The 23,329-nt window shown below is 45.0% G+C and carries 22 protein-coding genes, 2 tRNA genes and 1 riboswitch; of the genes, 8 read left to right on the top strand and 16 right to left on the bottom strand.

Going from position 1 to position 23,329, the window contains the following annotated elements; all coding sequences use genetic code 11:
* The first annotated feature begins 89 nt into the window (after window positions 1–89).
* Window positions 90–1,523, top strand: coding sequence for a sodium/proline symporter PutP (gene putP / locus OCU28_RS03890; RefSeq protein ID WP_261817028.1), 1,434 nt, complete (start codon window positions 90–92; stop codon window positions 1,521–1,523).
* 49 nt (window positions 1,524–1,572) lie between these two features.
* Here putP and OCU28_RS03885 read toward each other — a convergent pair whose 3' ends face one another.
* Entirely contained in the window at window positions 1,573–2,046 is a 474-nt protein-coding gene (locus OCU28_RS03885; RefSeq protein WP_390623793.1) for an Lrp/AsnC family transcriptional regulator, read from the bottom strand.
* A gap of 116 nt (window positions 2,047–2,162) precedes the next feature.
* Here OCU28_RS03885 and OCU28_RS03880 point away from each other — a divergent pair, with 116 nt between their 5' ends.
* The gene (locus tag OCU28_RS03880) at window positions 2,163–3,227 is read left to right on the top strand and encodes a PLP-dependent cysteine synthase family protein (protein ID WP_261817027.1); all 1,065 of its coding nucleotides are present in this window, start codon (window positions 2,163–2,165) and stop codon (window positions 3,225–3,227) included.
* Window positions 3,228–3,283: 56 nt separating this feature from the next.
* Here the strand turns inward: OCU28_RS03880 and OCU28_RS03875 are convergent, their stop codons facing one another.
* Window positions 3,284–3,598, bottom strand: coding sequence for a DUF1244 domain-containing protein (locus OCU28_RS03875; RefSeq protein WP_261817026.1), 315 nt, complete (start codon window positions 3,596–3,598; stop codon window positions 3,284–3,286).
* A gap of 146 nt (window positions 3,599–3,744) precedes the next feature.
* On the opposite strand from OCU28_RS03875, the gene OCU28_RS03870 reads away from it, so the two are divergent.
* From OCU28_RS03870 to OCU28_RS03860, 3 genes are read left to right on the top strand one after another with little or no spacing between them, the layout of a single operon-like run.
* Window positions 3,745–4,302: a porin family protein gene (locus tag OCU28_RS03870; protein ID WP_261817025.1), complete on the top strand. Its 558-nt coding sequence runs from the start codon at window positions 3,745–3,747 to the stop codon at window positions 4,300–4,302.
* A gap of 2 nt (window positions 4,303–4,304) precedes the next feature.
* Window positions 4,305–5,087 carry a DNA-3-methyladenine glycosylase 2 gene (locus OCU28_RS03865; RefSeq protein ID WP_261817024.1) on the top strand — a complete coding sequence of 261 codons (783 nt, stop codon included), beginning with the start codon at window positions 4,305–4,307 and terminating at the stop codon, window positions 5,085–5,087.
* Between the two features lies 1 nt (window position 5,088).
* Window positions 5,089–5,571: a methylated-DNA--[protein]-cysteine S-methyltransferase gene (locus OCU28_RS03860; RefSeq protein ID WP_261817023.1), complete on the top strand. Its 483-nt coding sequence runs from the start codon at window positions 5,089–5,091 to the stop codon at window positions 5,569–5,571.
* 31 nt (window positions 5,572–5,602) lie between these two features.
* On the opposite strand, the gene OCU28_RS03855 is transcribed toward OCU28_RS03860, so the two are convergent.
* Together OCU28_RS03855 and OCU28_RS03850 are read right to left on the bottom strand one after the other, a co-directional pair.
* Window positions 5,603–8,716, bottom strand: coding sequence for a multidrug efflux RND transporter permease subunit (locus OCU28_RS03855; protein WP_261817022.1), 3,114 nt, complete (start codon window positions 8,714–8,716; stop codon window positions 5,603–5,605).
* Window positions 8,716–9,750: an efflux RND transporter periplasmic adaptor subunit gene (locus OCU28_RS03850; RefSeq protein WP_261817425.1), complete on the bottom strand. Its 1,035-nt coding sequence runs from the start codon at window positions 9,748–9,750 to the stop codon at window positions 8,716–8,718. Before OCU28_RS03850 ends, OCU28_RS03855 begins: the two co-directional genes overlap by 1 nt.
* Window positions 9,751–10,300: 550 nt before the next feature.
* On the opposite strand from OCU28_RS03850, the gene OCU28_RS03845 reads away from it, so the two are divergent.
* Both OCU28_RS03845 and OCU28_RS03840 read left to right on the top strand, forming a co-directional pair.
* Window positions 10,301–10,385, top strand: a tRNA-Tyr gene (locus OCU28_RS03845).
* 55 nt (window positions 10,386–10,440) lie between these two features.
* Window positions 10,441–10,525, top strand: a tRNA-Tyr gene (locus OCU28_RS03840).
* Window positions 10,526–11,572: 1,047 nt separating this feature from the next.
* Here OCU28_RS03840 and oppF read toward each other — a convergent pair.
* The 10 genes from oppF to moaA all read right to left on the bottom strand — a co-directional run bounded on the left by oppF (window position 11,573) and on the right by moaA (window position 20,429).
* Window positions 11,573–12,574 (bottom strand): murein tripeptide/oligopeptide ABC transporter ATP binding protein OppF, encoded by a 1,002-nt coding sequence (oppF, locus tag OCU28_RS03835; RefSeq protein ID WP_261817021.1) that lies wholly within the window; start codon window positions 12,572–12,574, stop codon window positions 11,573–11,575.
* Between the two features lies 1 nt (window position 12,575).
* A complete protein-coding gene (gene oppD / locus OCU28_RS03830) occupies window positions 12,576–13,544 on the bottom strand; it encodes an ABC transporter ATP-binding protein (protein WP_261817020.1) in 969 nt (322 codons plus the stop codon).
* Window positions 13,545–13,564: 20 nt separating this feature from the next.
* Complete coding sequence (gene oppC, locus OCU28_RS03825; protein WP_261817019.1) at window positions 13,565–14,467, bottom strand: oligopeptide ABC transporter permease OppC; 903 nt, start codon at window positions 14,465–14,467, stop codon at window positions 13,565–13,567.
* A 15-nt stretch (window positions 14,468–14,482) separates the two neighbouring features.
* Entirely contained in the window at window positions 14,483–15,403 is a 921-nt protein-coding gene (oppB, locus tag OCU28_RS03820) for an oligopeptide ABC transporter permease OppB (protein ID WP_261817018.1), read from the bottom strand.
* A gap of 123 nt (window positions 15,404–15,526) precedes the next feature.
* Window positions 15,527–17,158: an ABC transporter substrate-binding protein gene (locus tag OCU28_RS03815; RefSeq protein WP_261817017.1), complete on the bottom strand. Its 1,632-nt coding sequence runs from the start codon at window positions 17,156–17,158 to the stop codon at window positions 15,527–15,529.
* A 512-nt stretch (window positions 17,159–17,670) separates the two neighbouring features.
* Window positions 17,671–18,123 carry a molybdopterin synthase catalytic subunit MoaE gene (gene moaE, locus OCU28_RS03810; RefSeq protein ID WP_261817016.1) on the bottom strand — a complete coding sequence of 151 codons (453 nt, stop codon included), beginning with the start codon at window positions 18,121–18,123 and terminating at the stop codon, window positions 17,671–17,673.
* A 2-nt stretch (window positions 18,124–18,125) separates the two neighbouring features.
* On the bottom strand, window positions 18,126–18,371 hold the full coding sequence (gene moaD / locus OCU28_RS03805) for a molybdopterin synthase sulfur carrier subunit (RefSeq protein WP_261817015.1): 246 nt from the start codon (window positions 18,369–18,371) through the stop codon (window positions 18,126–18,128).
* Window positions 18,368–18,847, bottom strand: coding sequence for a cyclic pyranopterin monophosphate synthase MoaC (moaC, locus tag OCU28_RS03800; RefSeq protein ID WP_261817014.1), 480 nt, complete (start codon window positions 18,845–18,847; stop codon window positions 18,368–18,370). Before moaC ends, moaD begins: the two co-directional genes overlap by 4 nt.
* Window positions 18,848–18,853: 6 nt before the next feature.
* Window positions 18,854–19,366: a molybdenum cofactor biosynthesis protein B gene (gene moaB / locus OCU28_RS03795; RefSeq protein ID WP_261817013.1), complete on the bottom strand. Its 513-nt coding sequence runs from the start codon at window positions 19,364–19,366 to the stop codon at window positions 18,854–18,856.
* Between the two features lie 73 nt (window positions 19,367–19,439).
* Window positions 19,440–20,429 (bottom strand): GTP 3',8-cyclase MoaA, encoded by a 990-nt coding sequence (gene moaA, locus OCU28_RS03790; protein WP_261817012.1) that lies wholly within the window; start codon window positions 20,427–20,429, stop codon window positions 19,440–19,442.
* Window positions 20,418–20,560: riboswitch (molybdenum cofactor riboswitch) on the bottom strand. (Overlaps the previous gene by 12 nt.)
* Before the next feature lie 165 nt (window positions 20,561–20,725).
* Between moaA and yvcK the strand changes: the two genes are divergently transcribed.
* Window positions 20,726–21,613 (top strand): uridine diphosphate-N-acetylglucosamine-binding protein YvcK, encoded by an 888-nt coding sequence (yvcK, locus tag OCU28_RS03785; RefSeq protein ID WP_261817011.1) that lies wholly within the window; start codon window positions 20,726–20,728, stop codon window positions 21,611–21,613.
* On the opposite strand, the gene OCU28_RS03780 is transcribed toward yvcK, so the two are convergent.
* Together OCU28_RS03780 and luxO are read right to left on the bottom strand one after the other, a co-directional pair.
* On the bottom strand, window positions 21,605–21,934 hold the full coding sequence (locus tag OCU28_RS03780; RefSeq protein ID WP_261817010.1) for an Hpt domain-containing protein: 330 nt from the start codon (window positions 21,932–21,934) through the stop codon (window positions 21,605–21,607). The genes yvcK and OCU28_RS03780 overlap by 9 nt on opposite strands.
* Window positions 21,927–23,324, bottom strand: a complete 1,398-nt coding sequence (gene luxO / locus OCU28_RS03775) for a quorum-sensing sigma-54 dependent transcriptional regulator LuxO (RefSeq protein ID WP_449356250.1) — start codon at window positions 23,322–23,324, stop codon at window positions 21,927–21,929. The genes OCU28_RS03780 and luxO overlap by 8 nt, the downstream gene beginning before the upstream one ends.
* Window positions 23,325–23,329: the final 5 nt, after the last annotated feature.

Below are 23,329 nucleotides of genomic sequence, written 5' to 3'. Positions count from 1 at the left end.
GTGTAGTTGCTGTTTTAATAGAAAGTGATAATGTGCCATAGGCGATTGGAGTCGCTTGGACTTTTGCTAACGGATTTTAAAGGCAGTATATGATCTATTTACAATTTGGCCTCTACCTTGCTCTCATGCTCGGGATTGGCTACTACTCAATGCGTAAAACCCACAACAACCAAGACTTTATTATTGGTGGACGCTCATTAGGCCCTGTTACTTCGGCTATCAGTGCAGGTGCATCCGATATGAGTGGTTGGCTATTGCTTGGCCTACCCGGTGCCGTTTTTGCCAGTGGTCTGGTTGAAGGGGTATGGATTGCCGCAGGTCTCACCTTAGGTGCTTATCTAAACTGGTTGATTGTTGCACCTCGCTTACGCATCGCAACCGAGGTAACAAGTACCGTAACCATACCAAGCTTTCTCGCTAAGCGTTTTGAAGATAATTCAGGCGTAATCAAGACGGTTTCTACCCTGGTTATCCTGTTCTTCTTTACCCTATATGTTGCATCTGGCTTGAAGGGCGGCACGCTATTATTTGCCCACAGCTTTGGTGTTTCCGAAGAAGTGGCACTCTATGTAACCGCATTTGTGGTGGTCTCTTATACCTTCCTCGGCGGATATTTAGCAGTATGTTGGACTGACCTAATTCAAGGTATTCTAATGCTGGCGGCGCTCACCGCTTGTTTGATCCTTGGCTATACCGCTATTTCAGGTGCTGATGTAGTGATCAGTGAAGTCAAACCTGAGGCGTTTAAGTTCTCCACCAGCTTTATCACTGGAGCCTCATTAATGGCTTGGGGTTTGGGCTACTTTGGTCAGCCACATATTCTAGCGCGCTTTATCGGTATCGATAGTGTAAAAAGTATCCCTAAAGCGCGACGCGTTGGTATTACTTGGATGGTATTGTCACTGGTTATCTCAATTGCTATCGCCCTTATCGGTATCGGTTACGACGCTATTCACCCGCTTAGCAGTGTATCAGGTGAAGGTGGTAACCCAGAGCGCATCTTCCTTGCGTTAACAGAGGTGCTATTCCACCCTGTATTTGCTGGGTTCATTCTTGCTGCTGTATTGGCTGCTGTCATGTCAACAGCCGATTCTCAGCTACTGGTTCTTACCTCTTCCCTTACCGAAGATCTCTCGATTTTCAGCAAGCTTGATGAGAAGAAGAAAGCATGGATTAGCCGTGGTGGCGTGGTTGCTTTTGCAATATTAGCTCTTGTTATCGCTAGCAATGACAGCGGCTCTATTCTGGCTATGGTTGGCTATGCATGGGGCGGCTTTGGGGCAGCGTTTGGTCCACTGATGATTCTAGCACTATGCTGGAAAGGCACCACCAAGGCTGGCGCTATTGCCGGTATGATTGTGGGTGCAGTTACCATCTTTGTGGTTAAGAACTACGTCTCTATTGAAGGTGAATACTTCTATGAGCTAATGCCAGCGTTTATCTTGGCGTTTATCTCAATTGTCGTAGTCAGTAAAGTGACTAAGGCGCCTTCACAGGCTACCTTACAAAAACTTAACTTCTAATAATAGGGAAGAGTTAGAGCCGATACCGATTCGGCTCTAGCTCTTTTTTCTACAGCGCAGTCAGCGGTAATTCCGTCGTATACTTGATCGATTCCATGGCAAATGTAGAAGTCACATTAGAGATCCCAGAAATCGAGTTCACTAACTCTTTATAGAACCCATCAAAGCTTTGCATATCGCTAACTAGCACCCTCAGCATATAATCATACTCACCCGCCATACGATAAAACTCCATCACCTGCTCAAACTCCGATACGGTTTTGGCAAAGTGTTGATACCACTCATGAGAATGATCCGAGGTTTTTATCAATACGAATGCGGTGAAGTTCAGGCCTAGCGATTCAGGGTTTAACAGCGCCACTCGCTTATTTATTACCCCTTCTTGCTCCATACGCTTTAAGCGCTTCCAACATGGTGTTGTGGTCAGGTTTACCGATTCTGCTAATTCAGCCAGCGACAAGGTAGCATCTTGCTGCAGCAGGGTAAGAAGGTGTTTATCTATTGCATCCAACTTTGTCATCATAAAACCACTTTGTAGAAAACTTTTCTCTATATATGGCATATTAGCAGAAAATTCATTAAGTTTTTCTCCCATTAAATGGGTAAATTAACCTTATACACAATAATAAGGGATTCCCTATGAGCTCTCATCAACATTGCGACCTTTCATGGATCAACCGCGCGGTACAGATCATTGAATCTGATTACCAACGCAGTGCCGACACCCACTTAATTAAGTTAGATAACCACGCCTTTGACGGCGTAGATATCTATCTTAAAGATGAGAGCACTCACCCAACAGGCTCCCTTAAGCATCGCTTAGCGCGTTCTTTGTTTCTCTATGCCTTGTGTAATGGTTGGATTGGTGAAAATACCCCAGTTATTGAATCATCATCGGGCAGTACTGCGGTATCTGAGGCCTACTTTGCGCGCCTACTCGGGCTACCCTTTATTGCGGTAATGCCCAAAAGCACTGCTAAGAGTAAGATCCAACAGATCGAATTTTACGGTGGTAAAGCACACCTTGTTGATCGCTCAGACCAAATTTATGCCGAGTCACACCGCCTTGCCAAGGAGTTAAACGGCCACTATATGGACCAGTTTACCTATGCTGAGCGCGCTACCGATTGGCGTGGAAACAATAATATTGCCAATTCGATATTCGATCAGATGAAGCTTGAGTGTCACCCTATCCCGAGCTGGATTGTAATGAGCCCCGGTACAGGTGGCACATCAGCAACCATTGGGCGATTTATTCGCTATCAACAGTATTCCACCAAGCTGTGTGTGGTTGATCCTGAGCATTCGGTTTTCTTCGATTACTATCAAAGCGGTGACGCAAATATCACCCTAAATAGAGGCAGCCATATTGAAGGCATTGGGAGACCTAGAGTTGAACCAAGTTTTATTCCTGGCGTAGTGGATGACATGATTAAGGTTGCTGATGCTCACTCAATTGTGACTATGCAATGGCTACATCAGCACCTCGGTCGTCGGGTTGGGCCTTCAACTGGCACCAATCTTTATGGGGTATTTATGTTAGCCAAACAGATGGTTGAGCGCGGAGAAAAAGGCTCTATCGTTACCCTGTTGTGTGACAGTGGCGAGCGTTATCTCGATACCTATTACAACCCGCAATGGGTGAGCGAAACCATAGGTGATATCAGTGAGAGTCGTAACCACTTGCAACAACTACTAAGCTAGTTTTCATCGCGAGTAGCACGCAAAACAAAGGCGCTTTATAAAGCGCTTTTGTTATATTATTTTTGCTTTGCCTCAAATGCGGCAAGTTGCTCTGGGGTTGCTGGCAACTGGTGGTTCTGCTTCCACTCATCATATGTCATGCCATAAACACGCATACGTGCATCATCGATATCCAGATCCAATCCTTTCTCTTTCGCTTCTGCGGTGTACCACTTGCTAAAGCAGTTGCGACAGAATCCTGCCAAGATCATCAAATCAATATTCTGCACATCTTTATTGTTGTCTAAATGCTTTAGCAGACGGCGAAATACCGCAGCGTCCAGCTGATCCTGCTCGGCTTGGGAAAGCTGCTCATGCTTTGCTTTTGTCAAAACAATACTCCTTGCTGTTATCAAAAGTTATCACTTGAAACTGTATAACCTAGTATTAGTGCTAAGATTATGATTAATTTATACTTTATTGCATATCAATGCGTTTGATTATATTGCCATTTTGTTAACCCGCTAACAGGAAACCTATGAATAAGTACCACATAGCCGCCTTATTGCCTCTCGCTTTACTCTCTGCATCAGCATATTCAGCTACCAGTAACTCATTTTATATGGGAATTGGTGATGTTGGGTTTTCTCCTGAAAATGACGATACCAATACCTTTTCTGACCCGAGCTTTATCATTGGCGGCGGGCAATCATTTAACGACTATGTGAGCATGGAAGGTTTTTTCCGATATGCCGAATCCAAAGATAATGCTCGGACCTATGAAAGAAACTACTACCAGCTCGGTATGTCTGTAGTTGTAAGCTCTGGTGAGTTAGGAGATACCCCGCTAGAGGTATTTGGACGTACCAGTGCCATTGCAACCTTTATAAAAGACCATGACACTACCAATGGAGAGCGTACTGATACTGGCGATACCAACGGTGGCGTATTCACAGTGGGCGCGGGCTTACAATGGAATATCAATGCCGATTATTGGGCGCGAGCGGAATACATCTACGGCTACGCCACTACCGGGCTAGGTGCATACGATGAAGACTACGACGGATTACAGCTCTCTATTGGCTTAGATTTCTAGATATGGCATGGCAAAAGCACACTCAATTTATACCCGTTCGCGGACACTTAGACTGGCCATGGATGCTTGAATTTTATGCTAAGCGAGCCATCGATCGCTTTGAACAAATTAGCGATACAGCGTACTACCGCAGTGGTGTATTAAATGGTCAAGGCTATCAATTTTGTATTTCAAAGGCAAAAAGCAACACTCTATTGCTAGAGTGTGAATTAGAAAATAGCGATACCCTACCCTTATTGATTAAGCGCGTTACTGAAATGTTTGACCTAGATTGTAATACCGATACGGTCGAACACTATTTGAGTGGTATTGAACCTCAGCTTGTCCACCGTAAAGGGGTGCGTATTCTGGGTGTATGGAGTTTATGGGAGGCGGGAGTACGCGCTATTTTAGGGCAACAGGTTTCGGTCGTTGCAGCTATCAAGCACCTCAATAATCTGGTAGAGAATGTCAATCCAGAAGGTCATGACTTCCCCACCCCGCAACAAGTATCAAATACCGATATCAGTTTTTTACGAATGCCGCAAAGCCGCAAGCAAACCCTAACGCACTTTGCGCAATTTATGTGTGATAATCCAGATTCCAAGCCAGAGGATTGGCTAGTGATTAAAGGCATTGGCCCTTGGACTGTTCAGTACGCTCAACTGCGTGGACAAAGGCTAAAAGACACCTTACTCGAGGGGGATCTGTTCGTTAAAAAGATGCGTATCCACTACCCTAACTTATCGCAGCAAAGCGTGTCACCCTACGGCAGTTATGCCACCCTACATCTGTGGAATCAATAATATGCACTATTTCACCACTTTCGCATCGCGCCTTGGGAGCATAACTGCACAATGCAGCGATAAAGGGATAACCGGTATATGGTTTGAACAGCACACCACCAAACCACAGCTACCGGGTCAATCCAGTGATGACCATCCTTATCTACAAGATACCAAGCACCAGCTTACACAATACTTTGCCAACCAAAGGCGCCATTTTGATTTGCCACTAGACCTGCAAGGTACAGCGTTTCAATTACAGATATGGGAGCAACTCACGTGCATACCATTTGGTGAAACCCGCACTTATAAGCAGTTAGCAGAAGCAATTAATAACCCTCAATCGGTGCGCGCAGTGGGTGCTGCAAATGGAAAAAACCCGATCTCTATTATTGTTCCATGCCACAGGGTAATTGGAGTAAATCGAACCCTGACCGGATACGCGGGAGGAATAGAGCGCAAGCAAGCGCTGCTTGAATTGGAAGGTATCACCGTTAAACAATAAAGGCCCGTAACGGGCCTTTATGTTGATGAGCTTAACCGTGCCCCACGCGTCCCTTGGTGTCGTGTTGCAGGTCTTTGTTAAGTTGCAACTCAACATGCCCTGGTGCTTGGGTGTGAACCGACAAGAGGCGATACATAGCTGGAATAACAAACAGCGTTACTAAAGTCGCAAATGCCATCCCAAAGAAGATTACCGTACCCACGGCTACGCGGCTTTCATATCCAGCTCCCGTCGAGAGTATCAACGGAATTGAACCGGCCAATGTGGTAAATGCGGTCATCAAAATAGGTCTGAGACGACGCGCTGCGGCATCGATGATAGCTTGCTCAAATGCTATCCCTCTGTCTCGCAACTGGTTGGCAAACTCAACAATCAATATGCCGTTTTTGGTTACCATACCGATCAGCATTATCATGCCTATCTGGCTATATACGTTTAAGCCTTGCGACATAATTAACAGCCCCAAGAAACCACCAAACACCCCCATAGGTACAGTAAACATAATCACCAATGGGTTGATAAAGCTTTCAAACTGCGCTGCAAGTACCAAATATGCCACCAGCAAAGCCAACGCAAAAACAACTAGGATGGATGATTGGTTCTCTTTAAAGTCCTTCGACTCTCCAGAGTAGTGCACGCTAATATCGCTAGGTAATAGCTCAATCGCCTTGCTGTCCATGTAATCTAGCGCATCACTTAAAGTGGCACCTTCAACTAGGTTAGCTTTAACGGTAATGGATTTTTGTTTGTTATAGTGAGACAAGCGAATCGCAGATGCCACTTCATCAACATGTGCCACCGAATCCATGGTTACGAGCTCACCCTTTGAGGTGCGCAAGTATATTTGGCTAAGATCACCCACGTTATTAAAGCTATTCTCATCACCGCGCAGATAGACATCGTATTCCTGACCACGGTCAACATAAGTGGTCTCAGACTTACCACCAAGCATCACCTCTAAGGTGTCCGATATATCACTTTGGCTTATGCCAAGATCTGCCGCGCGCTCTTTATCAATAGAGACCACCAATTCTGGGGTTTTCTCAGAATAATCGGTACTTGCTCCATCCATAAACGGGCTATCCTCAGCCGCGTTCTTCATTAAGTCAGCCCATTTTTCGAGCTCTTTATAATCCGAGCCACCAAGGACAAATTGCACCGGTTCACTAGAGCCGCCTCTAAAGCCTGGCATCATTGGGAATACGCGCACATCGGGAATATCAGTTAACGCCTTACGAATGATACCCAGTGCTTGCTGAGCCGAGACATCCCTATGCTCCCAGTCTTCAAGAACCATAATCACAAAGCCAGTCTGATCACCCGCGTTACCACCAAATGCAGGAGACTGAATCGAGAACGATTTCAATACGCCCTTGCCTACCAGTGGCATCAGACGCGATTCAATCACATCCATATTAGTAGCCATACGGTTGTAACTGGTTGCATCCGCACCGCGAGCAAACGCAAACAATACCCCTCTATCTTCTTGCGGTGTAAGCTGCGCTGGGATCACATGCATCAGTTGATATGCTCCGCCTATACAAGCAAGAATAACCACAGGAGCAAGCCAGCGTAACTTAATCGCGCCTTGTAAGGCTCTGCGATAACCACGCTCAAGCTTACTAAACACCACCTCAACGCCACGGTTAAAACGATTCGGTTTCACGTTGGCAGACAAGATCTTACTGCCTAGTACTGGGGTTAACGTTAAAGCAATAAGTGATGAGAACAGAACCGACACCGCAAGTAGCACTGAAAACTCAGTAAACAGCAGTCCCACCATGCCATCCATAAAGGATATTGGCAGGAATACCATCACTAGCACCAGCGTGGTTGCGATAACCGCAAACCCAACTTCTCGCGTGCCTTTATAAGCGGCTAATAACGGCGATTCACCGCGCTCAATATGGTGGAATATATTCTCTACCACCACGATGGCATCATCTACCACCAAGCCAATGGAAAGAATGAGCGCCATTAAGGTAATGAGGTTAATACTAAAACCTAAGTAATAGGCGGCTATAAATGAGGATATTAAAGAAACCGGAACCGTTACCGCTGGAATCAGCGTTGCTCGCGCCTGTCCAATAAAGATATACAGCACCAACACCACTAAGCCACCCGTAATGAACAGCGTATTGTACACCTCAGATATTGAGCGATCGATAAACACGGTCGAGTCATAATCCACCACTAAATGGGTGCTATCGGGTAGGAATTTCTGGATATCATCAACCTGCTTGCGCACCGCACTAGCAACATCTAGAGGGTTGGCATCTGATTGCGGCACTATCCCTAAACTAACGTTGGCTACACCGTTACTGCGGAAGGTTGAATCTTCATTTTTTGCACCTAGATAGACATCCGCTACATCTTTAAGATAGATAGGCGTACCATCTGCTGCGCGACGCACCACAAGGTACTCAAAATCTTTGGCGCTGTTGTAAGAGCGGTCGGTACGTACTGACATCACTATCTGATCGTTACGAATCTGACCACCTGGGCTTTCTATATTCTCCGAGTTTAGCGCCGAGGAAATATCTGAGGTCGTCACCCCGCGGCCTGCCATTAGAGTCGGTTTGAGTTTGACGTACATAACCTTGTACAAACCGCCCTGTACCTGCACTGAGCTCACCCCAGAGATCAGGCTAAATCGGTCTAACAAAACACGGTCTACATAGTCGGTAAGTTCCGTTCTATCTAAAATATCGGAGCTCAAATTGATGTATATCGACGCCTCACCACTGCCGTTGTTCTTATAAACAATTGGCGAGTCGGCTTCATCTGGTAGCTGATTCTGGGCACGGGCAACGGCATCACGGACATCACTCACACCTGTATTTAGATCATAACCCAGATCAAACGTCACTGTAATGCGAGACATGCCATTACGCGTTGTAGAGGTAATCTCATCAATGCCACTGATACCTGATAACTGGTCTTCAATGGTTGAGGTTATTTGGTTTTCTATAATGGTGGCAGAAGCGCCGTTATAGCGCGTATTGATAGAAACCACTGAACTTTCGATATCTGGCATTTCTCGCACAGCGAGCTTTGAGAAAGATACAATACCAAATACACACAAGAGTAAGCTAAGTACAACCGCCGCCACTGGGCGTTTAACTGAAATGTCAGATAACAACATTATAGTGCCGCCTTACTTTCACTTTCATGCTCGCCAACAATTTTAACCACGATGCCACTGCGCATGTTCACCACACCCTGTACAACTATGGTTTCTCCGATTTCGAGCCCTTTATCAATGACGACTTCGTTACCCACGCGAGTGCCTAAGAACACCTCTCGTTGAGTCACGCGATTCTCTTTACCCAAAACATAAACAAAGCGCTTAGTACCTAGGTATTGCAATGACTGCACCGGAATGATTGGAGCCTGAATTGGTGGGAACTTCATTGTGGCCTGCACTAACATACCCGGTTTCAACTGCCCAGCCGTATTATCAAGGTCAATGCGCACGCGCAGGTTTAATGTTTCAGGATTTACCCTTGAATCGATGCCGACAATCTTGCCTTCAAATACGCGATCGCCCCATGCATTAGCCAACACATTTACCTTCATGCCATTCGCAATCATAGATAAATAGCGCTCAGGGACTTGAAGATCGAGCTCCATGACACTCAGGTTATCGAGGTTCATTAACTCAGTACCTGAATTAACTAATTTACCTAAGCTAAAGTCAATGAAACCAATATGACCGGCAAAGGGTGCTCTAAGGTATTTATCATTGAGCTCAGCTTGGGCTGCATCTAGCCTTGCTTGTGCAATCTGCACACTGGCTTTTTGACCTTCCAATGCAGTTAACGTAACCGCTGCACTCTTACGCAACCTTTCGAACTCACCTAATTTACGCTTTTCTTCACTGAGATATGCCTTAGCTTCTTTTACCGCAGCTTTAGCCTTATCATCACTAAGACGAATCAACAGCTGACCCTTTTTAACCTCTTGATTGGCCGATACCGCAATGTGCTCGATTGTGCCGCTAACCTCTGGTGCAATAGTTACCGACTGCTGAGCTTTGAGCTTACCCACCAATGAAAGTGACTGCGATATCTCATGAATTTGAACTTGTTGCACCGTCACCGCAACGTTTGAGGCACTGCGCGGTCTTGCGAAACTCGGAGATGAAAAAAGAACTAGCGATGTCAGGCAGACAAACATCGTAAAAAATTGGATTCGAGTTGGTGTTGTAGTAGTCATAATAATTGTAATTATTGGAGTCCGTTAACCGCTCGCGGTTAAATTTCATTCGACCTAAATCTATGCGTAAAGTAGTTTTGGTCGAGCCCTTTAGCCGAGCGTGCTAACTTCCTATTCGATAATCGCTTGGTGTACAAAATTCACACACAATTAAGCGGTTATCTTAGATAAATTAGAACACTCACAGCTAAAATTTGCGCATAGCCTAAATTAGGCTATTCATTTGTCATACTTTATCATTTTCGAGAGTAAATAACGTCAATCTATGTAAATTGTTGAGGTTTCGGTTACACTAATTTGAATCAGCTACAACACTTACAACTCAATTACCTGAGCCAGCTTGCTCATAAATAATTCGAATTGAGTCACTTTTCAGCCGTTATGGATAAAAAGCATGCATACGACCTGAAAATGCAAGAAAACACTTTACAGAATTTTCTGTGCTGAGTATTATGCGCTCCGAACTTGAGAACAGCGTTGGGAAATCTGCTCTTAAGTATAAAAATACCCTGGAGGGGTTCCCGAGTGGCCAAAGGGATCAGACTGTAAATCTGACGGCACTGCCTTCGATGGTTCGAATCCGTCCCCCTCCACCATATTCAAACTTGGTTCACGTGTTGGGAAAACATGCACTAAGTATAAAAACACCCTGGAGGGGTTCCCGAGTGGCCAAAGGGATCAGACTGTAAATCTGACGGCACTGCCTTCGATGGTTCGAATCCGTCCCCCTCCACCATATATAAAAAAACCAGCTCATTGAGCTGGTTTTTTTTCGTTTGGGGAAATGGGGTTCCAATTTAGCTGCAGCTTTAAGCAATACAATACATCGACTCATAGCTACATCGACTCGCCCCCTCTCCCGTCCTCCCCGCGTAGGCGAGGATCTGTAGACACTCGATACCCAACCAAGCGTATTACTTCAATTAAACCCGAGTAACCGAAGATGCCGGCTTAAAACACCACCGGCATGACGGCGTGGGGAATGGTGACATGGTTTGTGGAACGTGACGTGAGTGGAAACTGAGGAGTGGCACACCATAGATACACCGACCCATCGCCACACCGATACGCCCCACCCCCGTCCTCCCCGCGTAGGCGGGGATCTGTAGACACTCATAACCCAGCCAAGCGTGCTACTTCAATTAACCCCGAGTACCCAAAGATGCCGGCTTAAAACACTACCGGCATGACGACGTGGGGAATGGTGACATGGTTTGTGGAAAGTGAGGTGAGTGGAAACTGAGGAGTGGCACACCATAGATACATCGACTCACCACCACACCGATACGCCCCACCCCCGTCCTCCCCGCGTAGGCGGGGATCTGTAGACACTCGATACCCAACCAAACTGTACGACTTCAATTAAACCCGAGTCCCCAAAGATGCCGGCTTAAAACACTACCGGCATGACGACGTGGGGAATGGTGACATGGTTTGTGGAAAGTGAGGTGAGTGGAAACTGAGGAGTGGCACACCATAGATACACCGACTCACCGCCACACCGATACGCCCCACCCCCGTCCTCCCGCGCAGGCGGGGATCTGTAGACACTCATAACCCAGCCAAGCGTGCTACTTCAATTAAACCCGAGTAACCGAAGATGCCGGCTTAAAACACCACCGGCATGACGGCGTGGGGAATGGTGGAATGGTTTGTGGAAAGTGCGGAGTGGCACACCATAGATACATCGACTCACCGCTACACCGATTCCGATTCCAAAAAAAAAAGAGCGTGTTGCATACACAACACGCTCAAGCCTGTCACAGGCCGAATTAACTATCCGTTAATCTACATGCAAGCATGATACTGCATGCACGTCATCGCCTTCTAACGTTGGTTTGTGCTTGGCACATTCCTCAGTTGCGATAGGACAACGAGTACGGAACACACAACCTGATGGTGGGTTCATTGGGGAAGGTAGGTCCCCTTCTAGCATCTGAATTTTCTTTTGACGCTCAAGCTTTGGATCAGGGATAGGCACTGCTGACATCAAAGCGCGCGTGTATGGGTGCTTAGGGTCTTTAAACAGTGCATCAGATTCGCCTAGTTCAACGGCGTTTCCAAGGTACATAACCAATACGCGATCTGAGATATGTTTTACCACTGAAAGGTCATGTGCAATGAACACTAGCGATAATCCAAGTTCTGTTTGTAGCTCTTTAAGAAGGTTTACAACCTGAGCTTGAATAGACACATCCAATGCCGAAACAGGTTCATCACAGATAATCATTTTTGGTTCAAGGATAAGCGCACGCGCAATACCGATACGTTGACATTGACCACCGGAAAACTCGTGTGGATAACGGTTGATAACGTTAGGTAATAGACCTACTTTATCCATCATTGCCTTTACGCGCTCCTTAACCTGGTCTTTAGAAAGGCCTGGATAGAATGTTTGTAGCGGCTCAGCAATAATATCACCCACTGTCATTCGAGGGTTCAATGAAGCCAGAGGGTCTTGAAAGATCATCTGGATGTCTTTGCGTGTTTCACGGCGCGCAGCATCTTTCATTTTAAGTAGGTCTTGGCCTAACCAAACTACTTGACCTTCGGTCGCTTCAACTAAACCAATTACAGCACGCGCAAAAGTCGATTTACCACAACCTGACTCACCAACTACGCCTAATGTTTCACCCTCGTAAAGGTGAACATCAACACCGTCAACGGCTTTAAGCGGGATCGGCTTAGTCCAAGGCCATGCTGACTTTGGAGTGATCTGAAAGTGAACCTTAAGGTCTTTCACGTCCAGTATTAATTTTTTGTCTGTATTCAAAGGTGCGTTCATTTTACCAAGCCTCGTGATCAGAAAAACATGCTCGCTGACGCTGCTCTCCAAAAGGAGTCAGGATAGGCGATTCACTCTTACAGCGGTCTGTCACACGATGACAGCGCTCTTGGTAAGGACAACCAGGTGGTAAGCGAAGAAGGTTCGGTGGATTTCCAGGTATCGTTGGCAAAACTTCACCCACGGTATCCAGGCGAGGGATAGCTTTAAGCAAGCCCTCTGCGTATGGATGGCTTGGTGAATAGAAGATGTCATCTACAGAGCCATATTCCATGGTACGGCCAGCGTACATTACCAATACCTTCTCACAGGATCCGGCAACTACGCCAAGGTCGTGGGTAATCATGATGATAGAGGTATCAAACTCTGATTTAAGTTCGTTAAGCAGGTCCATAATCTGAGCCTGAACGGTCACATCTAGCGCTGTTGTCGGTTCATCAGCAATCAGCAGCTTAGGGCGACACAGTAGTGCCATCGCTATCATAACGCGCTGACGCATACCGCCAGAAAATTCGTGCGGATACATGGTGATACGCTGACGCGCTTCTGGAATTTTAACGGCTTCCAGCATGCGTACTGATTCTTCAAACGCCTCTGCTCTACCCATGCCTTTATGTAGCATAAGCACTTCCATCAACTGATCAGACACCTTCATATATGGATTTAATGAAGTCATCGGATCTTGGAAGATCATCGCGATCTGCTCAGCACGTACTTTGTTTAGCTCTTTCTCCGGCAGGTTTAGGATCTCTTTGCCTTCAAATTTAGCACTGCCTGAGATAATGCCGTTTTTCGCTAGCAAGCCCATAATCGCAAATACGGTTTGAGATTTACCTGAGCCTGATTCACCAACAATACCTAGGGTCTCACCCGCTTTTAGGGAGAAGTTAAGGTCATTAACCGCAGTTACTATGCCATCTTGGGTCGTAAACTCTACCCGCAGGTCTTTAACGTCTAATAGATTAGTCATCACTGAATTCCTTGTAATTATTATCTGTCTTTTGGATCAAGTGCATCACGTAGACCATCGCCCACGTAGTTGAAACAGAATAGGGTTACTACCATAAACAAAGCAGGGAATGTAAGTTGCCATGCTGCAACCTCCATTGTCTGTGACCCTTCTTGCAGTAGTGCTCCCCAGCTTGTCATTGGCTCTTGAACACCCAGACCAAGGAAAGACAGGAACGATTCAGTTAGAATCATACTTGGTACTAGCAGGGTTGAATAAACCGCTACAATACCCAAAACATTTGGAACGATATGGCGGGTGATAATACGCCACTTGCTAACGCCACATACATGAGCGGCTTCAATGAACTCTTTGCTACGTAAGCTTAGAGTCTGTCCACGTACAATACGCGCCATATCTAGCCATGCGATAGCACCGATAGCCACAAATATCAGGACGATATTTCGGCCAAAGAAGGTCACTAATACGATAACCAAGAACATGAATGGCACTGCGTATAAGATTTCTAGAATACGCATCATGATACGGTCAGTACGGCCACCGATGAAACCAGAAGCGGCACCGTATAGCGTACCAATCAGTACAGCAACAAACGCACCAAGTACGCCAACCATCAATGAGATACGTCCACCAACTAGGGTACGAACATATAGGTCACGACCTAGGCTATCAGTACCAAATAGGTGCTCTGCGGATGGTCCTACGTGCATTGCATACCAATCGGTATCATCAAAGGCGTATTGCGACAACATTGGCAAGAAAATTACCGACAGCGTAATAAGCGTTAGAATAAATAGGCTCACCATTGCCGCTTTATTTCGCATAAAACGGATACGGGCATCTTGCCACAAAGAGCGACCTTCAATCTCAAGGTTTTCAGAGAATTTCTCGATCGCTTCGAGGTTTTGTTTTTTTGTTAACATGCTTTAATTCCTCAATTAGAAGCGAATCTTAGGATCGATAGCAGCCAGTAAGATATCAACCACCGCATTGAATAGGATAAATAAGAATCCAATTAAAATGGTGATTCCCATAACCAGTGAATAGTCACGGTTAAAGGCAGCGTTGACGAACAGCTTACCAATACCAGGTAGCCCAAAGATGGTTTCAATAACAACTGAACCGGTGATGATACCTACAAAAGCAGGTCCCATATACGAAACAACCGGAAGCAGTGCTGGTTTAAGTGCATGTTTGAGAACAATGTATCTATAGCTCAAGCCTTTGGCGCGAGCCGTACGAATAAAGTTACTGTTTAGGGTTTCAATCATAGAGCCACGCGTAATACGTGCAAACGTTGCAACATAAAGCAGTGACATACCTATAACCGGTAAGACGACGAACTCCCACCCTCCGTTGTGCCACCCACCAGCGGGGAACCAACCAAGGTTAATCGAAAATAGATAGATCAGTACCGGAGCCAGTACGAATGAGGGCATGACGACCCCGAGCATGGCGGTCGCCATTATCGAGTAATCCAGCCAGGTGTTTTGCCGTAATGCGGCTATGGTTCCGACTGTGACCCCCATAATAACCGTAAATAGAAATGCGAAAGAGCCGATCCTAGCTGATACAGGTAGTGCCGTAGAAACAAGCTCATTTACGGTATAGTCTTTGTATTTAAATGAAGGACCAAAGTCACCTTGCAATATATTAGTCAAATAAGTGGTGTACTGTTCAAGTACAGGTTTATCTAGACCATATTTAGCGTTGATGTTTGCCATAACTTCAGGAGGCAATGGACGTTCACTTGAGAATGGGTTACCTGGTGCAAAGCGCATCAAGAAAAAAGATATCGTAATGAGAACCAGTAATGTTGGGATTGCTTCGAATATCCGTTTAGCAATAAATTTAAACATGATTCTTCCAGTCTGTGACAAATAAAAAAAAAGTAACAAGACTCTGCATGCGTTTCCGCATGCAGTGCCTTTCATATTATTGTTTTAACTTAGGGCCTGTATGGCCCTAGTGTACAAGGGGTATTATTTAGCGATGATGTACATATCTTTAGAGAACATCTTATCTTCAGCATTGTGAGCTGGGTAACCACCAACGGTTGGTGATACAAGACGAGATGTTACGTACTGATAGATAGGTGCAATTGGCATATCTTGTGCCAGCTGCTGTTCAGCTTTGTTATAGATGTCTTCACGAGCTTCGTCGCTAGTAGCTTCCATTGCTTTATCCATCAATGCATCGTAAGTGTCGCTATGATACTTAGGATCGTTTGAGCTGTTGTTTGACTGCATTAGTGATAGGAAGCTTGACGCTTCATTGTAGTCACCACACCAACCCGCACGAGTTACATCGAAGTTACCTTCGCGACGCGTATCTAGGTATGTTTTCCACTCTTGGTTCTCAAGCTGGATTTTAACACCTAGGTCTTTTCTCCACATAGATTGGATTGCAGTTGCAATCTTCTTGTGGTTTTCAGAGGTGTTATAAAGCAAAGTGAACTCAAGTGGATTGCTCTTATTAAAGCCAGCTTCCTCTAGAAGCTCTTTTGCCGCTGCGATACGTTCTTTTTGCGTCATTTTTCCATATGCAGGAAGATCCGGGTGGAATCCAGCAGTGATTTCAGGCGTTAGGAAGTATGCAGGCTTTTGACCTTGGCCAAGGATAGCTTTTGCAATCACGTCACGGTCAATCGTGTACGAAAGTGCTTTACGAACGCGAACATCGTTAAACGGTGCTTTCTGGTTGTTGAAACCATAGTAGTAAGAACACAAGTTACCTTTCACGTTAACCGCTTCTGGGTGCTCTTTTTGTAAGCGACGGAAGTGTTCTACTGGAAGCTCGTTAGTGATCTGAATTTCACCAGATAAGAAGCGGTTCATTTCTGATACCTGATTCTCGATCGGTAAGTAGGTCACTTTATTAAGTACGGTGTGCTCGTTGTCCCAGTATTTTTCGTTGCGCTTAAGCTCTAAACGCTCATTAACTACCCAGTTACTTGGAACAAATGCGCCGTTACCTACGAAGTTTGCAGGACGAGTCCATTGGTCACCAAACTTTTCAACCGTTGCTTTATGCACAGGCTTCATAGTTGTGTGGCCAGTCATCATTACAAAATATGGCAACGGAGTGTCTAGGTGAATTTCTAATGTATGGTCATCAATTGCTTTAACGCCAAGAGTTGACTTGTCTTTCTTACCCGCAACGATGTCAGCAGAGTTAGTCATGGTAGTCATTTCGATATACCATGAATACGGTGATGCTGTAGCAGGGTCAACTGCACGCTGCCAGCTATACACGAAATCTTGTGCTGTTACTGGGTCACCATTAGACCATGTTGCTTCTTTTCTAAGATGGAAAGTAAAGGTTTTGTTGTCTGTCGTTTCCCAGCTAGTAGCAACACCAGGAACAGTATTACCATCAGCATCTTGATTTACTAGACCTTCTAGAATGTCGCGGATTACGTGCGACTCTGGCACACCCTCTGTTTTATGTGGGTCAATTGACGCCACCTCAGTACCATTACCGCGAACAAGTTCTTGAACTTTAGCAAGTTTAGTACCATCTGGAACGTGGGCTGCGATAGAAGAGAAAGAAGTAGCGGCTACGGCTAAACCGGCACCAAGAAGCAGAGACTGAGTGATCTTATTTTTATACATGCAAAAAAACTCCAATTTTAAAAGTTGCATCCGTGAAACTCCCAATGAGGATTTCGGCTTCCTCTTCTAGGTATTTTTTATCTGTATATTCACCTAAAAAAGCCAAAACTCATAAGGAATTGGAAACAAAGTTACCAATTATTAGTTTTTTTTACCATGAAAATGTCACATTGGAATTGTTAAATTCCTGCATACGTCAATATTCCAGCTTAAAGTTCGGTGGTTGATGAAAATGTCAGTGATATAGCCCACACTTTTTACAGCAAGCCAACTCAACAGTGTAAATTAATCAATAAACGTGATTAACACCTCAAACACAACCCCGAGCGACAACATAAATACAACAATTTCAATAACATATAATTAAAGATATGAAGATTCCATCGCTACAATTGCAATATTTAGTTACCTAAAAAAGGCTAAAGCAAACCTAATAGAATAAAAAAAAGCTCCTAATATAGGAGCTTTCTTACTTTCATATTTTCGTGATACAGATCACGCTTAATGTAGTTTTATTTCAGCCATCTTGAAGCTGCTTGATGATCAGATTCTCTCGAATCAAGCCAGCGACTTCCCTTGGCTAAGCGCTCTTTTTTCCAAAATGGAGCCTGTGTTTTAAGGTAGTCCATAAGGAAATCACAGCTGGCAAAAGCAGCATCTCGGTGGGCGCTAGAGACTCCAACAAAGACAATTTGATCGCCAATATCAAGGTCTCCTACTCGATGGATGATTGATACTTTATCCAACGGCCAGCGCTGTCGTGCTTGTTCAATAATGCTCTGCAAAGATTTTTCAGTCATTCCTGGGTAGTGCTGAAGATGCAAGCCAACAACATTGTCCCCTAAATTAAAATCTCTCACTTTACCAATAAAGGTTACAACTGCTCCGACACCTTGATCTTCACTTAACCAAGAATATTCTTGGGATAGATCAAAATCTTGAGACTGAACCAATACCTTATCCATGCCTAACCGCCTGTAACTGGAGGGAAGAATGCAACCTCATCACCCGCGTTGACTTCAGCTGTAAGAGGAACCATGGTGTGGTTAACTGCCGTAAGCAGTTTCCCCGACTCTAACGCCAGTTCCCATTTGCCACCCTTCAACAGCAGTTGCTGGCGAATCGCTTCAACTGTGGTCGATTGAGAGTCAATAACAATCTCATCGATACCAACTAGCTCTCGTACCTGAGCAAAGAAAACAACTTTAATCATGACTTAGCCTCAAAGTGTCCAGATTTTCCGCCCTTTTTCTCTAATAGGCGTACCTGACTAATTACCATATCTTTTTGCACCGCTTTACACATATCGTAGATGGTCAATGCCGCGACCGATGCCGCCGTTAGGGCCTCCATTTCAACGCCCGTTTTACCGGCCAGCTTACATACAGACTCAATATGTACCTGATTGCTCTCTGGCAATGCAGTAAGCTGCACCTCAACCTTAGATAGTAGTAATGGATGACATAGCGGGATTAAATCCCAGGTTTTCTTCGCCGCTTGGATACCCGCAATGCGTGCTGTGGCAAATACATCGCCTTTATGATGTGAACCACTTACGATTAGTTGCAGTGTTTCTGGCGCCATCTCAACATACGCCTCAGCTCTTGCTGCACGCACCGTTTCAGCTTTGCCCGAAACGTCCACCATATTAGCTTCGCCGTTTTGATTAATGTGGGTCAATTCACTCATGCTAAATTATGCTCCGATATGCGGCATAAAGTTACATGGCTTATGGCTAGAATCTAACTGTTGTTTAAGAATTCCATCCCAAGCAGTGCGACATGCTCCAGTAGAACCTGGCATCACAAAGATTACTGTACGGTTTGCAATACCCGCTACTGCGCGAGATTGAATGGTGGACGTACCGATTTGCTGATAAGAAATTGAACGGAACAACTCACCAAAGCCTTCAATCTGCTTATCAAACAGTACTGATACTGCTTCAGGTGTAAAATCACGTGCCGAGAAACCAGTACCACCAGTAATTAGAATCGCATCTACATTCTCAGCAGCAATCCATTGTGATACTGCAGCACGAATTTTATATACGTCATCGATAACGATCTGTTTGCCAGTCAAAGTATGACCACACTGTTGCAGTTGCTCTGCAAGATATCCGCCACTGGTATCGGTTTCTTCAGTGCGAGTATCCGAAACGGTTAAAACGGCAATGTTTGCTGGTCGAAAATCAGATTGAGCGTGTCCCATAGCAAGAAATTCCTATGTATTAAGTTTATATAAATGAGAAAGTGCTCAAGGGTCTCCCCTGAGCAAAAAAAGATTAACCGCCTATAGAGGCTAGATGAGGGGTAGCACCGCTATCACCTTCAGATAAATGGTGACTCACATCTTTGTGCGTAAGGCCTTCAGAAATACGAGCAATTAGTTGTTGTTCTTGCTCATCACTCTGCATTAGATCTCTAAGCTCTAAGCCATCATCACCAAATAAGCACAGATGAAGTTTGCCTCGTGAAGAGACCCTCAAGCGATTACACGTTGAACAAAAGCCTTTTTCATACGGCATTATCAGGCCAATTTCACCTTGATAATCAGGGTGTATAAACACTTGTGCAGGACCATCATTGGCTTCACGTAGCTTTAATAGCCAACCATTAGCAATTAAGTGGTTGCGTAAGCTAACCCCTGAAACGTGGTGGTTATCAAATAACTCATCCATTTCACCGGTTTTCATTAGCTCAATAAACCTAAGCTGAATCGGTTTATCTTTGATCCAATTAAGGAATTGAGGAAACTGCTGGCTATTAAGGTCTTTAAGCAACACCACATTGATTTTGATCTGCTTGTAGCCGACTTCTAATGCGCGGTCGATGCCCGCCATTACGTCATGAAAGCGATTTTGTCCTGTGATCTGATGAAACTGCTTTGCATCAAGGCTATCAAGACTGACATTAATATGGGTAAGCCCTGCTTGACGCCACTGTTCAACATGCTTAGCCATACGATAACCGTTGGTAGTCATCGCAACTTTGTCTATGCCTGGCGTTTGTGCCACGGTCTCAACGATCTCGGTGAAATCACGACGTAGGGTTGGCTCGCCCCCTGTGATTCGAACCTTGTTGGTTCCACAGTGAGCAAATGCTGTTACCACGCGCTTTATTTCAGGAAGCGAGATAAAAGAAGGACGCTTACTTCCATCAGGGCGATACCCATCTGGTAAGCAATACGTACATTTAAAATTACATACATCGGTCACCGATAAGCGCAGATAATAAAATCTTCGCTGGTAACCATCTTCGAATTGTTGCGTCACAAAACACCTTTCCAAATATCGGGAGGCTACTTCATTTCTAAAGCAACCCGGTGGCACATGCCACGGCTCAATACGCGTATTTCACATTGGTAGTGATACTTAGCCTAATGAACTCGGAGTTCGACACTTATAAAACATTTATAAGTAGAGTCAATTATACAGTAAGTTAACTGCTTTGGTGTGAATTTTCTTTGCGGTGTATCGAGTTTATTTAGATTGAGTACTGCAAAAAACTTGGCGCTATCACAATATTACAGTAGGGTTTACCGTAACTCAGACACAACCTATTCAGATCTATGGATATCTATAAGAATAATAAAGTCGTTGCTGTTGGTGGTGGTCACGGGCTAGGTCGTATACTAGCCGCCCTGCGCGATTTCAAAGAAAATGCTACCGGTATTGTAACTACCACTGACAATGGTGGCTCAACTGGACGCATTCGATTTTGCCAAGGAGGCATAGCCTGGGGCGACACCAGAAACTGCCTTAACCAGTTGATAACCGAGCCGACTATCAGCTCAATGTTATTTGAATATCGCTTTCGAGGCGCTGGTGAGCTTGATGGTCACAACCTTGGTAACCTCATCCTTGCGGCGGTAGATAACCTTTCAATTCGCCCTCTTGAAGCCATTAATCTGGTGCGTGAATTTCTACGAATTAAGACCAAGATACTGCCAATGTCTGAGCACCCTTCTGATCTGCGCGCTCTTTCTACTGGTGGGAAATGGGTTAAGGGTGAAACCAGTGTGGATGAGATGGAAGATGAATTACTAAGGCTTGATCTCGACCCAGAAGTTCCCGCTATTAATGAGGCCATCACTGCGTTAAAAGAGGCAGATGCAATTATTCTCGGTCCTGGGAGCTTCTTAACCAGTATTATGCCGCCGCTACTACTGCCAGAACTTGGTAAGGCAATCAAATCCAACACCAAAGCCAAGGTCATTTTCATTGAAAACCTCAGCCCAGAATTTGGACCTGCGGGACGTATGGGGATTGAGCAAAAGTTAGACTGGATTACCCGCGCCTGCCAAAATCGACGCCCTGACGTTATTCTCGGCAACCAGCCAAATCCTGAATTGAGCGAACAATGGAATACCGTTACTCGTGATCTTGCTTCTTATACGCGCGGCTGGCGACATGATCGCGACAAACTTCGAGATGCAATCCTAGAACAACTACAATAATTTTCTAATTTCCAATTCAGTTTTTGATATTAAATCAATCAGTTGCGGCACTCTTTGTTGCAACTCTTGATATCGATTTTGTTTAAAGAGTCCATCTATCTGGGTAGCAAACTCACTTAACTGCATCGCGCCAAAACTTGAGGCACTGCCTTTTATAGCGTGGCAAATTCGTGCAATTTCATCTATATCAGCATTAATGGCCTGCGTTCTATATTCTTGTAATTCTTGTGAAAAAATCGTCAATAGCGTTGGGAACATCTCCACGCCAACTTGTGCTTTTACTGCATCTAACTGGTGATGGTCTAGCTCATTATCAACCATGGCCTTTCTCCCAACGCTCAATTTTACGATAGATTGTAGAGGCACTGACATCCAATTGATTGGCAGCAGCTGGAATTGAACCATTACATAACTGAATCGCCCTCTCAATCACATGTTTTTCTATCTGAGCAAGGGGAATAATCGTGGCTGGTTGTTCATCCACTAAAGGCTCAATAAACTGTGCCACATTCACTGCCGAATAATCATTAATATCGAGACTATCTAGAGGCGAAGGTAGCATATCAAGCTCAACTTGTTCTCCCTGATTCAACACCACAATATTACGAATGACATTCTGCAATTGGCGCACATTTCCAGGCCAAGGATAAGCTAAAAACCGCTTTAACACGTCCGCAGAGAAGCGATTAAAATCTTTCGATTCTTCAACAGACATAAAACCAAGCAAAGAATGGGCAATTTCAACAATATCATCACCCCGCTCTCGTAGCGGTGGAAGTTGCAGTGGAATAACGTATAAACGGTAATAGAGATCTTCTCTGAATCGACCTTTGCAAACCTCTTGCCAAGGGTCTTTATTGGTGGCGCATACAAACCGAACATCAACACGACTTAACGTAGATGACCCCACCTTTTGAAAGGTACCGGTTTGAATAAAGCGCAACAACTTGGTTTGTAGATCCAACTCCATTTCACATAGCTCATCAAGAAACAAGGTGCCGCCATTGGCAAGCTCGGCCGCTCCCTTGCGGTCTGTCGATGCACCGGTAAACGCCCCTTTAACATGCCCAAACAATTCACTTTCAATCAAATCTTTAGGAATTGCCGCACAGTTCAAGGCAATAAAGGGCTGATCAACTCGATTACTCACCGAGTGAATAGCCTCAGCGCATACCTCCTTACCAGTGCCACTCTCTCCGGTAATAAAGATGCTAGCCCGACTATTTGCCGCTGAATCTATGGTGCGATATACCTTTTGCATGCTGGCACTTGAGCCAATAAAGCCTTGATAAGTATTGGTTTCCTTTATCAATAACGGCTTATTATTTTGAGCCTGATGCAAAACCTTTGATATGGTCACTCGCAAACGATTCGCATCGCATGGCTTGAGAAGAAAGTCCTGTGCCCCCTGCCTCATCGCCTCCACAGCAACATCAATGGAGCCATGAGCGGTCATAAATACTACCGGTATCTTAGGCGCAAACTCTCTGACCTGTTTCAGAACATCCATACCTGTCATATCAGGCAGTTTTAAGTCCAACAGAATCAAGGTTGGGATGTTAGCCTGAATACTGGTAATCGCTTGTTGCCCACTAGAAACCAACTCAATATCAATATCTAACGAAGCCAAATAGCCCTGATACAAGGTAGCTACTGATAGAGTATCTTCCACCATGAGTAGACGTTTTCTTGGAGCATTAATATTGGGCATTGGTT

The organism is Vibrio gallicus, assembly GCF_024346875.1.
Taxonomy (GTDB): Bacteria; Pseudomonadota; Gammaproteobacteria; order Enterobacterales; family Vibrionaceae; genus Vibrio; species Vibrio gallicus.
The sequence above is the reverse complement of the archived record's forward strand: the minus strand, read 5'-3'. Positions and strand labels throughout refer to the sequence as shown.